Source organism: Streptomyces sp. W1SF4 (assembly GCF_003950035.1).
GTDB lineage: Bacteria > Actinomycetota > Actinomycetes > Streptomycetales > Streptomycetaceae > Streptomyces > Streptomyces racemochromogenes.
This window is the reverse complement of the sequence record NZ_CP034350.1, coordinates 970,316-983,201: the sequence shown is the minus strand read 5'-3', so window position 1 is coordinate 983,201 and position 12,886 is coordinate 970,316. Positions and strand designations below refer to the sequence as shown.

General features: G+C 73.5%; 7 protein-coding genes. 2 read left to right on the top strand and 5 right to left on the bottom strand.

Features of this window, described 5'->3' with window-relative positions; translation table 11 throughout:
• Positions 1 to 60 precede the first annotated feature (60 nt).
• Positions 61 to 2,583 carry a DEAD/DEAH box helicase gene (locus tag D1J60_RS04695; protein ID WP_125820243.1) on the bottom strand — a complete coding sequence of 841 codons (2,523 nt, stop codon included), beginning with the start codon at positions 2,581 to 2,583 and terminating at the stop codon, positions 61 to 63.
• Between the two features lie 145 nt (positions 2,584 to 2,728).
• On the opposite strand from D1J60_RS04695, the gene D1J60_RS04690 reads away from it, so the two are divergent.
• A complete protein-coding gene (locus D1J60_RS04690; protein ID WP_125602892.1) occupies positions 2,729 to 3,520 on the top strand; it encodes a metal-dependent hydrolase in 792 nt (263 codons plus the stop codon).
• A gap of 65 nt (positions 3,521 to 3,585) precedes the next feature.
• Here D1J60_RS04690 and D1J60_RS04685 read toward each other — a convergent pair whose 3' ends face one another.
• The 4 genes from D1J60_RS04685 to D1J60_RS04670 all read right to left on the bottom strand — a co-directional run bounded on the left by D1J60_RS04685 (position 3,586) and on the right by D1J60_RS04670 (position 10,851).
• Entirely contained in the window at positions 3,586 to 5,367 is a 1,782-nt protein-coding gene (locus D1J60_RS04685; RefSeq protein WP_125820242.1) for an ABC transporter ATP-binding protein, read from the bottom strand.
• Positions 5,364 to 7,238, bottom strand: a complete 1,875-nt coding sequence (locus D1J60_RS04680) for an ABC transporter ATP-binding protein (protein ID WP_125820241.1) — start codon at positions 7,236 to 7,238, stop codon at positions 5,364 to 5,366. The genes D1J60_RS04685 and D1J60_RS04680 overlap by 4 nt, the downstream gene beginning before the upstream one ends.
• 141 nt (positions 7,239 to 7,379) lie before the next feature.
• Positions 7,380 to 10,316: an FAD-binding and (Fe-S)-binding domain-containing protein gene (locus D1J60_RS04675; RefSeq protein WP_125820240.1), complete on the bottom strand. Its 2,937-nt coding sequence runs from the start codon at positions 10,314 to 10,316 to the stop codon at positions 7,380 to 7,382.
• A gap of 64 nt (positions 10,317 to 10,380) precedes the next feature.
• Entirely contained in the window at positions 10,381 to 10,851 is a 471-nt protein-coding gene (locus D1J60_RS04670) for a MarR family transcriptional regulator (RefSeq protein WP_125602451.1), read from the bottom strand.
• Between the two features lie 85 nt (positions 10,852 to 10,936).
• On the opposite strand from D1J60_RS04670, the gene D1J60_RS04665 reads away from it, so the two are divergent.
• Positions 10,937 to 12,865: an ABC transporter ATP-binding protein gene (locus tag D1J60_RS04665; RefSeq protein WP_125820239.1), complete on the top strand. Its 1,929-nt coding sequence runs from the start codon at positions 10,937 to 10,939 to the stop codon at positions 12,863 to 12,865.
• Positions 12,866 to 12,886: the final 21 nt, after the last annotated feature.

Here is a 12,886-nt window from a genome sequence, read left to right as displayed (position 1 = left end):
TCTCCACTGTCGGGTCCGGCGGGCCGGGCGGCGCCGCCCGCGATGGCTTGCGGGTTCCGGTCAGAGCTCGCCGAGCTCGCCGACCGAGGTGACCCGGATGACGGCCCGGCCCTCCTCGTCGGACGCGGCGAGGTCGACCTCGGCGCTGATGCCCCAGCCATGGTCGCCGTTCGGGTCGGCGAAGGTCTGGCGGACGCGCCACAGACCGTGCGCCGGGTCCTCCTCGATCTGCAGGAGCCTCGGGCCGCGCGCGTCGGGGCCGGTGCCGAGGTCGTCGTACTCGTCCCAGTACGCGTCCATGGCCTCGCCCCAGGCGTCGGCGTCCCAGCCGGACTCGGCGTCGAGCTCGCCCAGCTGGTCGACGTGGTCCAGGGCCGCCAGCTCGACCCGGCGGAACATCGCGTTGCGGACCAGCACGCGGAAGGCGCGGGAGTTGGCCGTGACCGGCTTGACCTGGTCGGCCTTCTCCTGGGCCTGCTCCGCCGTCTCCACCTCCGGGTTCGCCAGCTGCTCCCACTCGTCGAGGAGGCTGGAGTCGACCTGGCGGACCAGCTCGCCCAGCCAGGCGATGAGGTCTTCCAGGTCCTCGGACTTGAGGTCGTCGGGGATGGTGTGGTCCAGCGCCTTGTACGCGCTCGCCAGGTAGCGCAGCACGATGCCCTCGGTACGGGCCAGCTCGTAGAAGGAGGTGAACTCGGTGAAGGTCATCGCCCGCTCGTACATGTCGCGGATGATCGACTTCGGGGAGACGGGGTGGTCCCGCACCCACGGGTGGCTCTTGCTGTAGACGTCGTAGGCGTGGACGAGCAGCTCCTCGAGGGGCTTGGGATAGGTCACCTCCTGGAGGCGCTCCATCCGCTCCTCGTACTCGATCCCGTCGGCCTTCATCGCGCCGACCGCGATGCCCCGCTCCTTGTTCTGCTGGGCCGCCAGGATCTGGCGGGGGTCGTCCAGCGTGGACTCGACGACGGAGACCATGTCCAGGGCGTAGGAGGGGGACTCCGGGTCCAGCAGGTCGAACGCGGCCAGCGCGAAGGTGGACAGCGGCTGGTTCAGCGCGAAGTCCTGCTGGAGGTCGACGGTGAGGCGGATCGTGCGGCCCTCGGCGTCCGGGGTCTCGAGCTTCTCGACGACACCGCCGTCCAGCAGCGAACGGTAGATCGCGATGGCCCGGCGGATGTGGCGCAGCTGCGCCTTGCGCGGCTCGTGGTTGTCCTCCAGGAGGTGGCGCATCGCCTGGAATGCGTCGCCGGGGCGGGCGATCACCGAGAGCAGCATGATGTTGGTGACCTTGAAGCGGGAGGTCAGCGGCTCCGGGTCGGCCGCGATCAGCTTCTCGAAGGTGGTGTCCGACCAGGCCACGAAGCCCTCGGGGGCCTTCTTGCGGACCACCTTGCGCCGCTTCTTGGGGTCGTCGCCGGCCTTCGCGAGGGCCTTCTCGTTCTCGATGACGTGCTCGGGCGCCTGGGCGACCACGAAGCCGGCGGTGTCGAAGCCGGCGCGGCCGGCCCGGCCGGCGATCTGGTGGAACTCCCGCGCGCGCAGCGTGCGGACGCGGTTGCCGTCGTACTTGGTCAGCGCGGTGAACAGCACCGTGCGGATCGGGACGTTGACGCCGACGCCGAGGGTGTCGGTGCCGCAGATGACCTTCAGCAGGCCGGCCTGGGCCAGCTTCTCGACCAGGCGCCGGTACTTGGGCAGCATGCCCGCGTGGTGGACGCCGATGCCGTGACGGACGTAGCGGGAGAGGTTCTGGCCGAACTTGGTGGTGAAGCGGAAGTTGCCGATCAGCTCCGCGATCTTGTCCTTCTCCTCGCGGGTGCACATGTTGATGCTCATCAGCGACTGCGCCCGCTCGACCGCCTGGGCCTGGGTGAAGTGCACGATGTAGACCGGGGCCTGCCGGGTCTCCAGCAGCTCGGTGATGGTGTCGGTGATCGGCGTGGTCACGTACTCGTACGAGAGCGGCACGGGCCGGGTCGCGGAGCGGACCACCGAGGTCGGGCGGCCGGTCCGGCGGGTCAGGTCGTCCTCGAACCGCTTCACGTCGCCGAGGGTCGCCGACATGAGGACGAACTGCGCCTGGGGCAGTTCCAGCAGCGGGATCTGCCAGGCCCAGCCGCGGTCCGGCTCCGCGTAGAAGTGGAACTCGTCCATCACGACCTGGCCGATGTCGGCGTACTTGCCGTCGCGCAGGGCGATGGAGGCCAGCACCTCCGCGGTGCAGCAGATCACCGGGGCGTCGGCGTTCACGGACGCGTCGCCGGTCAGCATGCCGACGTTCTCGGTGCCGAAGAGCTTGCACAGGTCGAAGAACTTCTCCGACACCAGCGCCTTGATGGGCGCGGTGTAGAAGGTGACCTTGTCCTGGGCCAGTGCGGTGAAGTGCGCGCCGGCCGCCACGAGGCTCTTGCCGGAGCCGGTCGGGGTGGACAGGATCACGTTCGCGCCGGAGACGACCTCGATCAGCGCCTCCTCCTGCGCCGGGTACAGGGTGATGCCCTGGTCCTCCGCCCACGAGGAGAAGGCCTCGAAGAGGGCGTCGGGGTCGGCGGTCGGCGGGAGCTGATCAATGAGGGTCACGCCCCCCATCTTGCCTGGCTTCCCCCCGGAAGAGGGAACCGGCGGACGGAACGAAGATCACCACGGGTACGCTGGGCCGTCGCGGCGGCCCGACCGGAACCCTCCACAGGGCCCCACCACGACAAGACCGGGGCGGGGAACGACCATGATGGGGCCGGCACACTCACTGTCAGGGGCGGCGGCCTGGCTGGGGGTGGGCGCGGCCGCGGCGGCGTTCGGACACCCGATGCCCTGGCCCGTGCTGGTCGTCGGCGCCCTCATCTGCGCCGGTGCGGCTCTCGCCCCCGACCTCGACCACAAGTCGGCGACGATCTCGCGCGCCTTCGGCCCCCTCTCCCGGGGGCTGTGCGAAGTGGTCGACAAGATCTCCTACGCCGTCTACAAGGCGACCCGCTCCCCGCGCGACGCCCGCCGCAGCGGGGGCCACCGCACCCTGACCCACACCTGGCTCTGGGCCGTCCTGATAGGCGCCGGCTCCTCGGCCGTCGCCGTCGGCTTCGACCGCTGGGGCGTGCTGGCACTGCTCTTCGTCCACCTGGTGCTGGCCGTCGAGGGGCTGCTGTGGCGGGCGGCCCGGATGTCCAGCGACGTCCTGGTCTGGCTCCTCGGCGCGACCAGCGCGTGGATCCTGGCCGGGGTGCTCGACGAGCCGGGCAACGGCGCGGGCTGGCTCTTCACCGGACCGGGTCAGGAGTACCTCTGGCTCGGCCTGCCGGTCGTGCTCGGCGCGCTGGTCCACGACATCGGCGACGCGCTGACGGTCTCCGGCTGCCCGGTCCTGTGGCCCCTGCCCATCGCCGGCAAGCGCTGGTACGCGGTGGGCCCGCCGAAGATGATGCGCTTCCGTGCCGGGAGCTGGGTCGAGCTCAAGGTGCTCATGCCGGTCTTCATGCTGCTCGGCGGCATGGGCGGCGCGGCGGCCCTCGGCTTCATCTGAGCCCCCGCCCGCCCTCCGCGCCTTCGCTTCCCCCCGGGCCGCCCGTCGCATCCGCGACCCGCGCGTCAGCCGTGCCAGGACCGCCACAGGGCCGCGTACGCCCCGTCGGCGGCCACCAGTTCGTCGTGCGAGCCGAGTTCGCTGATCCGGCCGCCCTCGACCACAGCGATCACGTCCGCGTCGTGCGCGGTGTGCAGCCGGTGCGCGATGGCGATGACGGTACGGCCGTCCAGCACCCGCGCCAGCGAGCGCTCCAGGTGGCGGGCCGCACGCGGGTCCAGCAGCGAGGTCGCCTCGTCCAGCACCAGCGTGTGCGGATCCGCCAGCACCAGCCGGGCCAGTGCGACCTGCTGGGCCTGGGCCGGGGTCAGCGCGCTCCCGCCGGAGCCCACCTCGGTGTCCAGCCCCGCCTCCAGGGCCCGCGCCCAGCCGTCGGCGTCCACCGCGCCCAGCGCCGCCCACAGCTCGGCGTCCGCCGCGCCCGTCCGGGCCAGCCGCAGGTTGTCCCGCAGGGTGCCCACGAACACGTGGTGCTCCTGGTTGACCAGCGCCACGTGCTCGCGCACCCGCTCCGCGGGCATCCGTGACAGCCGGGCCCCGCCGAGCGTGACCTCGCCCGTGCGCGGCGCGTAGACGCCCGCCAGCAGCCGGCCCAGCGTGGACTTGCCCGCCCCCGAGGGGCCCACCAGCGCCATCCGGGTGCCCGGCGGCACGGACATCGACACCCGGTGCAGGACGTCCACGCCCTCCCGGTAGCCGAACCGGACCTCCTCCGCGCGCACGTCCCGGCCCTGCGGGGCGACCGCCCGGTCACCGGCGTCGGGCTCGATCTCCCGCACGCCCACCAGCCGCGCCAGCGACACCTGCGCGATCTGCAGCTCGTCGTACCAGCGCAGGATCAGGCCGATGGGGTCGACCATCATCTGCGCCAGCAGCGCCCCCGTGGTCAGCTGGCCCACCGACATCCAGCCCCGCAGCACGCAGTAGCCGCCCAGCAGCAGCACCGCGCCGAGGATCGTCACGTAGGTGACGTTGACGACGGGGAACAGGACCGTCCGCAGGAACAGCGTGTACCGCTCCCACGCCGTCCACTCCTTGATCCGCCGCTCCGACAGCTCGATCCGCCGCCCGCCGAGCCGGTGCGCCTCGACGGTGCGCCCCGCGTCGACCGTCTCGGTCAGCACGGCCGCGACCGCCGCGTACCCGGCGGCTTCCGAGCGGTAGGCCGAGGGAGCCCGCCGGAAGTACCAGCGGCACCCGACGACCAGCACCGGAAGCGCCACCAGCGCGGCCAGCGCCAGCGGCGGCGCGGTGACCGCGAGCGCTCCGTACAGCAGCCCGGCCCACACCACGCCGATGGCCAGCTGCGGCACGGCCTCGCGCATCGCGTTGGCCAGCCGGTCGATGTCGGTGGTGATCCGCGACAGCAGGTCGCCGGTGCCGGCCCGCTCCAGGACGCCCGGCGGCAGGCCGACCGACCGCACCAGGAAGTCCTCGCGCAGGTCGGCCAGCATCTCCTCGCCGAGCATCGCCCCGCGCAGCCGGACCAGCCGCACGAAGCAGGTCTGTACGGCGAGCGCCAGCGCGAACAGCAGTGCCACGCGCCCCAGGTGGAGTTCGCGCGCCCCCGCCGAGAGGTCGTCCACGACCTGCCCGAGCAGGTACGGGCCGGCCATGGAGGCGACCACCGCGACCGCGTTGACCGCCACCAGCAGCACGAAGGCCCGCCGGTGCCGCAGCAGCAGCCCGCGCACGTAGCCGCGTACGGTCGCCGACGTGCCCACCGGCAGGGTGGCGGCCGTCTCCGGGGCCGCCGGGTCGTGGGGCGGCGGAGCCACGCCGATCATGCGGATTCCTCGATCCCTGTGAGTTCCTCGGCCGACAGAGCCGGCCGGGCCGGCCGGGCCGGTACGGCCGGTACGGGCGCGCCGGCCGTGCCGGACGCGGCCGACCGCTGCTCCTCTTCCGTCTCCCGGGTGACGACCGCCCGGTAGCGGGGCTCCCCGCGCATCAGCTCGCGGTGGGTGCCCGCCGCCACCGCCTTCCCCTCGTGGAGCAGGACGACCCGGTCCGCGCGGTCCAGCAGCAGCGGCGAGGAGGCCAGCACCACCGTCGTGCGCCCGGCGCGCAGCTCGGCGATCCCCCGGGCGATCCGCGCCTCGGTGTGCGAGTCCACCGCCGACGTCGGCTCGTCCAGCACGAGCACCTCCGGGTCGGTCACCAGGGACCTGGCCAGCGCGAGCCGCTGGCGCTGCCCGCCCGACAGCGACCGGCCGCGCTCGGTGATCCGGGCGTCCATCGGGTCCTCCACGCCCTCGGGGGCCGACTGGAGCAGGGCGTCCAGGACGTCCCCGCACCGGGCGGCGTCCAGCGCGGCGGCCGCCGTGACCGACCCGGAGGCCGGTACGTCGAACAGCTCCCGCAACGTCCCGGACAGCAGCACCGGATCCTTGTCCTGTACGAGGACCAGCCCGCGCGCCGCGTCCAGCGGGAGTTCGTCCAGCGCGACCCCGCCCAGCAGCACCGGGGCCGACGTGCCCGCGCCGTCCACCGGATGCCCGCCGAGCCGCTCCGCGAGCCGTCCCGCGAGGTCCGGGTCCCCGCACACGACCGCCGTGAACCGCCCGCCCGGGGCCAGCAGCCCCGTCCCCGGGTCGTACAGGTCCCCGCCCGGTGCCGGAGCGGCCGCCGGTTCGGCCGCGGAGGCCTGCGCCCCCTCCTCCGTACGCGTCAGCGACAGCACGCGGGCCGCCCGCGCGGCCGAGGGCCGGGAGAAGGAGTAGGCCTGCGCGATCTCCTCGAAGTGCCGCAGCGGGTACAGCATCGTGGCCACGGCGCTGAAGGCGGCGACGAGTTCGCCGACCGCCAGCCGGCCGTCCCGTACGAGCACCGCGCCGTACCAGACCACGGTGATCAGCAGGGCGCCCGGCAGCAGCACCTGGACCGCGGAGATCAGCGCCCACATCCGGGCGCTGCGCACGGCCGCCTCGCGGACCTCCTGGGAGGCCTCCCGGTAGCGGGACAGGAACAGTTCCTCACCGCCGATGCCGCGCAGCACCCGCAGGCCCGCCACGGTGTCGGAGGCCAGCTCGGTGGCCCTGCCCGCCTTCTCCCGCTGCTGGTCCGCGCGCCGCGTGGCCCGCGGCAGCAGCGGCAGCACCGACAGGGCGAGGACCGGCACGCCCGCCGCCACGACCACGCCGATGGCGGGCGCGTAGAAGAGCAGGCCCACGCAGAGGGCGACGACCGCGAAGGCGGCGGCGAGGAAGCGGGACACCGCCTCGACGAACCATCCGATCTTCTCCACGTCGGCCGTCGAAACGGTCGTGACCTCTCCCGCCGCGACCCGGCGGGTCAGCGCGGAGCCCAGCTCGGCGGTCTTGCGGGCGAGGAGCTGCTGCACCCGCGCGGCCGCGGTGATCCAGTTGGTGACGGCGGTGCGGTGGAGCATGGCGTCGCCCGCCGAGATGGCCGCCCCGAACAGCAGCAGCAGTCCGCCGGCCAGCAGCAGCCCGCCGCCGTCGCGGTCCACGACGGCCTCGACTCCCACCCCGACCGTGTAAGGGAGTCCGGCGACCCCGCAGAAGTGCACCAGGCCCCAGGCCAGGCTCCGGGCCTGGCCGCCGAGTTGTCCCCGGCCCAGCCACCACAGGAACCGGGGCCCGGAGCGGGCGTCGGGTACCCCGGGATCCGGATAGGGAAGATCGCTGATCTGCATGACGCCCCATGACTGGTCGAATGAGTGCAACCCGGGACAGGGTCGTCTCACGGACCGGACCACGGCAATCGATTTTCCGGCCCGGGGGCGCGCGCACAGCGCCCGTTCCGGCGCACGCGCCCCTTGGTGCGCCGGGCCCGTTCAGGGGCGCGTCGCGCGCTCCAGCTCGACCAGCACCGAGTGGTAGGGGCGGCCGGTGGCCCGGTCCATGCCCACCTCGCACATCCGGTTCGCCGAGAGGTACGCGTCGAACTCCCGTGCCCTCACCTCCGCGGCCTCCCGCGCCGTCGCCGAGGCCGTCAGCTCCGGGTGCAGCATCCCCCGGTCGCCCGCGAAGGCGCAGCAGCCCGCGTCGTCGGGGACCACCACCTCCGCCGCGCAGGCCCCGGCCACGGCCCGCAGCTGCGCCTCGTCGCCGAGGTGGCGGGTCGAGCAGGTCGGGTGGAGGACGGCCGAGCCGACGGTGCGCCGGACCTCGAGGCGCGGCAGCAGCTCCTCCGCCGCCCACACCACGGAGTCGACGATCCGCAGCCCGGCGTGGAGGGCGAGGTTGTCCGCGGTGAGGAACGGGACCACCTCGCGGGCGAGGCCCAGGGAGCAGGAGGAGGCGTCGACCACCAGCGGGAGCCGGCCCCCGGCCGTCCAGCCCCAGGCGGCCTCCACGATCCGGTTGGCCATCAGCCGGTTGCCGGCCTCGTAGCCCTTGGAGTGCCAGATCGTCGCGCAGCAGGTCCCCGCCACGTCGCGGGGGATCCACACCGGCTTCCCGGCCCGCTCCGACACGGCCACCACCGCCTCCGGCAGCGAGGGCCCCGGCTCGCCCGGGGGCCCGCCGAAGATCCGGTTGACGCAGGCCGGGTAGTACACGGCCGCCGCGCCCACCCGCCGGGTCGCGGGCAGCCGCCGCGCGGCGGCCCCGGGCAACCGCGGCAGCCACTCGGGCACCAGGTCGGGGCGTACGGCCTTGCGCGCCGCCCCCGTGACGGCCTCCAGCACCCGGTCCCCTAGGGCGTGCGTGATCTTCCCGGAGGCGGCCACGGCCAGCCGGGCGCCGGCCTCCACGGCCCGGAAGCGCCGGGCGGCCAGCTCGGCGGCCCGCTCCTCGCGCGCACCGTGCCGGCGGTGGCGGAAGTCCCGCATCAGCGCGCCGGTGTCGATGCCGACCGGGCAGGCGAGCATGCAGGTGGAGTCGCCCGCGCAGGTGTCGACGGCGTCGTAGCCGTAGGCGTCGAGCAGTTCGGCGAGCACGGGGGAGCCCGGCCGCTGGCGCGTCATCTCGCGGCGCAGCACGATCCGCTGGCGCGGAGTGGTCGTCAGGTCCCCGCTGGGGCAGGCCGGTTCGCAGAACCCGCACTCGATGCAGGGGTCGGCCACGTCCTCCACCCGCGGGATCGTCTTCAGCCCGCGCAGGTGGGCCAGCGGGTCCCGGTCGAGCAGGACGCGCGGGGCCAGCACCGAGTCCGGGTCGAGGAGCCGCTTGGTGCGCCACATGAGGTCGACCGCCTTCGGCCCCCACTCCAGTTCCAGGAAGGGGGCCATGTTGCGGCCGGTGGAGTGCTCGGCCTTCAGCGAGCCGTCGAACCGCTCCACCGTGAGGTGACAGAAGGCGTCCATGAAGGCCGCGTACCGGTCGACGTCGGCGGGCTCGGCGGCGTCGAAGGCGAGCAGGAAGTGCAGGTTGCCGTGGGCGGCGTGGCCGGCGACGGCCGCGTCGAAGCCGTGCTCCGCCTGGAGCGCCAGCAGTGCCTCGCAGGCCTCCGCCAGCCGCGACGGCGGGACGGCGAAGTCCTCGGTGATCAGGGTGGTGCCGGGCGGCCGGGCCCCGCCGACGGCGGTGACGAAGGCCTTGCGGGCCTTCCAGTACCCGGCGATGACGGCCGGGTCCCCCGTGAAGGCGTTGGTGACGGAGGCGACCGGCGCGACCAGCCCCAGCGCGGGCAGCACCGCTGCCGCGCGGCGCTCGTGCTCGGCGCGGCCCGCCGCGTCCGGCGCCCGGAACTCCACCAGCAGCGCGGCGGTGTCCTTCGGCAGCTGCGCCCAGTCGGCGGGCACTCCCGCGACGCTGACCGAGGCGCGCAGGGTGTTCCCGTCCATCAGCTCGACGGCGAGGGCGCCCGCGTCGTTGAAGAGCGGCACGGCGGCCGCGGCGGCGGGCAGGGACGGGAAAAAGAGCAGCGCGCTGGTGAGCTCGCGGTCCAGGGGGAGCGTGTCGAAGACGACCTCGGCGATGAAGCCGAGCGTTCCCTCCGAGCCGACCATCAGGCCGCGCAGGATCTCGACGGGCGTGGTGCCGTCCAGGTAGGCGTCGAGACGGTAGCCGGTGGTGTTCTTGATCTCGTACTTGGCCCGGATCCGGGCGACGAGGGCCGGGTCCGCCTCGATCTCCCGCTTCAGATCCATCAGCCCGCGGCACAGGCCCGGTTCCGCGCGGGCCAGCTCCTCGTCGGCGAGCGGGTCGGCGGTGTCCACGACGGTGCCGGTCGGCAGGACCAGGGTGAGGGAGGACAGGGTGCGGTACGAGTTCCTCGTCGTCCCGGCCGTCATGCCGGAGGAGTTGTTGGCGACGACCCCGCCGAGGGTGCAGGCGACGGCGCTGGCCGGGTCGGGGCCGAGGATCCGGCCGTGCCGGGCGAGCGCGGCATTGGCCCGGAACACGGTGGTGCCGGGCCGGATCCGGGCGCGCCGGCCCTCCTCCAGCACCTCGACGCCGGCCCAGTGGCGGCGTACGTCGACGAGGATGTCCTCGCCCTGCGCCTGGCCGTTCAGGGAGGTCCCGGCGGCCCGGAAGACCACCTCGCGCTGCTTGCCGTGGGCGTAGGAGAGGACGGCGGAGACGTCGTCGATGTCCTCGGCGACCACCACGACCTGCGGGACGAACCGGTAGGGGGAGGCGTCGGTGGCGTAGCGGACGAGGTCGGAGACCTTCCACAGCACCTTCTCGGCGCCCAGCAGCTCGCTCAGCTCGGCGCGCAGGGCCGGCGGGGTGCCGCCGGCCAGGTGTTCGGGGACCCGGTCGGGGGCGGGGGCGGCCGTGCCGCGCGGGCGCAGGGCTCCCGGCTTCGGTTCGAGCAGCGGCATGAGCAGCCCCTTCGTCCTTCGCGGTCCGGCACGGGCGCCGGGGCCGGCGCCCGCCGCGCCCGTCTCAGCAGCGGCGCTCCGCGGGAGCGTCCGTGAGCGCGTCCAGCAGGCCGCCGAGCACCTCGCGCTGTCCGGCGGTCAATGGGGCAAGGATCTCCTCTGCGGCGTCGGTCCGCGCGTTGCGCAGACGGCGCAGCGTGGCGCGACCGGTTTCGGTGAGCTCGATCCGGATCACGCGGCGGTTCGCGGGGTCGGGGACGCGGCGCACGCAGTCGGCGGTCTCCAGACCGTCCACGAGGGTGGTCACGGCACGCGGTACGACCTCAAGACGCGTCGCCAGGTCGGCCATTCGGGGCGGCTGGTCCCCGCCGTAGTGCGAGACGAGGCGCAGCAGCCGGCCCTGGGCGGGGGTGATCCCGAGGGGCTCCATGTGCCGCTTCTGGATGCGGTGGAGCCGGCGCGTGAGGCGCAGCAGCTGCTCGGCGAGGACGCCGTCGGTGGAATCGCGGGTGTCGGTCTCGGAACCGGTGCTCATACTGGGAACAGTATCAGGACCGGATTCATTGTGAGTATAGGTAACAATGAGCTAGGCTCATCGCAGTCCCGCCTGAAGGAGGCCCATGCCCCACGACGAACCGAAGTGGACCCCATCGAACGAAGCCCTCGACCCCACCCGCCCGGCCCCGGCGGACCGCCCCCGCGAGCTGCGCCGCATCCTCGGCCTGTTCCGCCCCTACCGCGGCCGGCTCGCCGTGGTCGGAGCACTCGTCGGCGCCTCCTCGCTGGTCGGCGTGGCCTCGCCGTTCCTGCTCAGGGAGATCCTGGACGTCGCGATCCCCCAGGGCCGGACCGGGCTGCTCAGCCTGCTCGCGCTCGGCATGATCCTCACCGCGGTCGTGACCAGCGTCTTCGGCGTGCTCCAGACGCTGATCTCCACCACCGTCGGCCAGCGCGTCATGCACGACCTGCGCACCGCCGTCTACGCCCAGCTCCAGCGGATGCCGCTGGCCTTCTTCACCCGGACCCGCACCGGCGAGGTCCAGTCCCGGATAGCCAACGACATCGGCGGCATGCAGGCCACCGTCACCTCGACCGCGACCTCGCTCGTGTCGAACCTGACCGCCGTGATCGCCACCGTCGTCGCGATGCTCGCGCTCGACTGGCGGCTGACCGCGGTCTCCCTCCTGCTGCTGCCGGTGTTCGTGTGGATCAGCCGCCGCGTCGGCAACGAGCGCAAGAAGATCACCACGCAGCGGCAGAAGCAGATGGCCGCCATGGCCGCGACCGTCACCGAGTCCCTCTCGGTCAGCGGCATCCTGCTCGGCCGCACCATGGGCCGCTCGCAGTCCCTCACCGACGCCTTCGCCCAGGAGTCCGAGAAGCTCGTCGGCCTGGAGGTGCGCTCCAGCATGGCCGGCCGCTGGCGGATGTCCACCATCGGCATCGTCATGGCCGCCATGCCCGCGCTGATCTACTGGGCCGCGGGCATCGCGCTGCAGACCGGCACCCCCTCGCTCTCCGTCGGCACCCTCGTCGCCTTCGTCACCCTCCAGCAGGGCCTGTTCCGGCCCGCCGTGAGCCTGCTGTCGACCGGGGTGCAGATCCAGACCTCGCTCGCGCTGTTCGCCCGGATCTTCGAGTACCTCGACCTGCCGGTGGACATCACCGAGCGGGAGGATCCCGTACGGCTGGACCGCGCCCGCGGCGAGATCCGCCTGGAGGACGTCCACTTCGCCTACGAGACGAAGACCGGTCCCACCCTCGCCGGCATCGACATCACCGTCCCGGCCGGCGGCTCCCTCGCCGTGGTCGGCCCCACCGGATCCGGCAAGAGCACCCTCAGCTACCTGGTGCCGCGGCTGTACGACGTGACCGGCGGACGGGTCGCCCTCGACGGGGTCGACGTGCGCGACCTCGACTTCGACTCGCTGGCCCGGTCCATAGGCGTCGTCTCCCAGGAGACCTACCTCTTCCACGCCTCGGTCGCCGACAACCTGCGCTTCGCCAAACCGGACGCCACGCAGGAGGAGATCGTCGAAGCCGCCCGCGCGGCGCAGATCCACGACCACATCGAGTCCCTGCCCGAGGGCTACGAAACCCTGGTCGGCGAGCGCGGATACCGGTTCTCCGGCGGCGAGAAGCAGCGCCTGGCCATCGCGCGCACGATCCTGCGAGACCCGCCGGTGCTCATCCTCGACGAGGCCACCAGCGCCCTCGACACCCGTACCGAGCACGCCGTGCAGCGGGCGATCGACAACCTCTCCGAGGGCCGCACCACCATCACCATCGCCCACCGCCTGTCCACCATCCGCGACGCCGACCAGATCGTGGTCCTGGACGCCGGACGGATAGCCGAGCGCGGGACGCACGAGGAACTGCTGGGGGCCGGCGGCCGCTACGCCGCACTGGTCCGCCGGGACCGGGACGCCGCCGCCCAGGCGCCCGACCGGGAGCGCGGCGGCTCCGCGACAGGGCCCGCGGGAGAACCTGCGGGAGAACCCGCGGGGGCGTCGGAGGGCGAGCCCGTACCCACTCCGGTGAACGTGTGATCGTAGGACTGGCGCGGGGTG

Excerpts from the sequence above, each read along its gene's own strand:
- D1J60_RS04690 (WP_125602892.1), top strand. The coding sequence starts at position 2,729 with ATGATGGGGCCGGCACACTCACTGTCAGGGGCGGCGGCCTGGCTGGGG.
- D1J60_RS04665 (WP_125820239.1), top strand. The coding sequence starts at position 10,937 with ATGCCCCACGACGAACCGAAGTGGACCCCATCGAACGAAGCCCTCGAC.
- D1J60_RS04680 (WP_125820241.1), bottom strand. The coding sequence starts at position 7,238 with ATGCAGATCAGCGATCTTCCCTATCCGGATCCCGGGGTACCCGACGCC.
- D1J60_RS04670 (WP_125602451.1), bottom strand. The coding sequence starts at position 10,851 with ATGAGCACCGGTTCCGAGACCGACACCCGCGATTCCACCGACGGCGTC.
- D1J60_RS04685 (WP_125820242.1), bottom strand. The coding sequence starts at position 5,367 with ATGATCGGCGTGGCTCCGCCGCCCCACGACCCGGCGGCCCCGGAGACG.
- D1J60_RS04675 (WP_125820240.1), bottom strand. The coding sequence starts at position 10,316 with ATGCCGCTGCTCGAACCGAAGCCGGGAGCCCTGCGCCCGCGCGGCACG.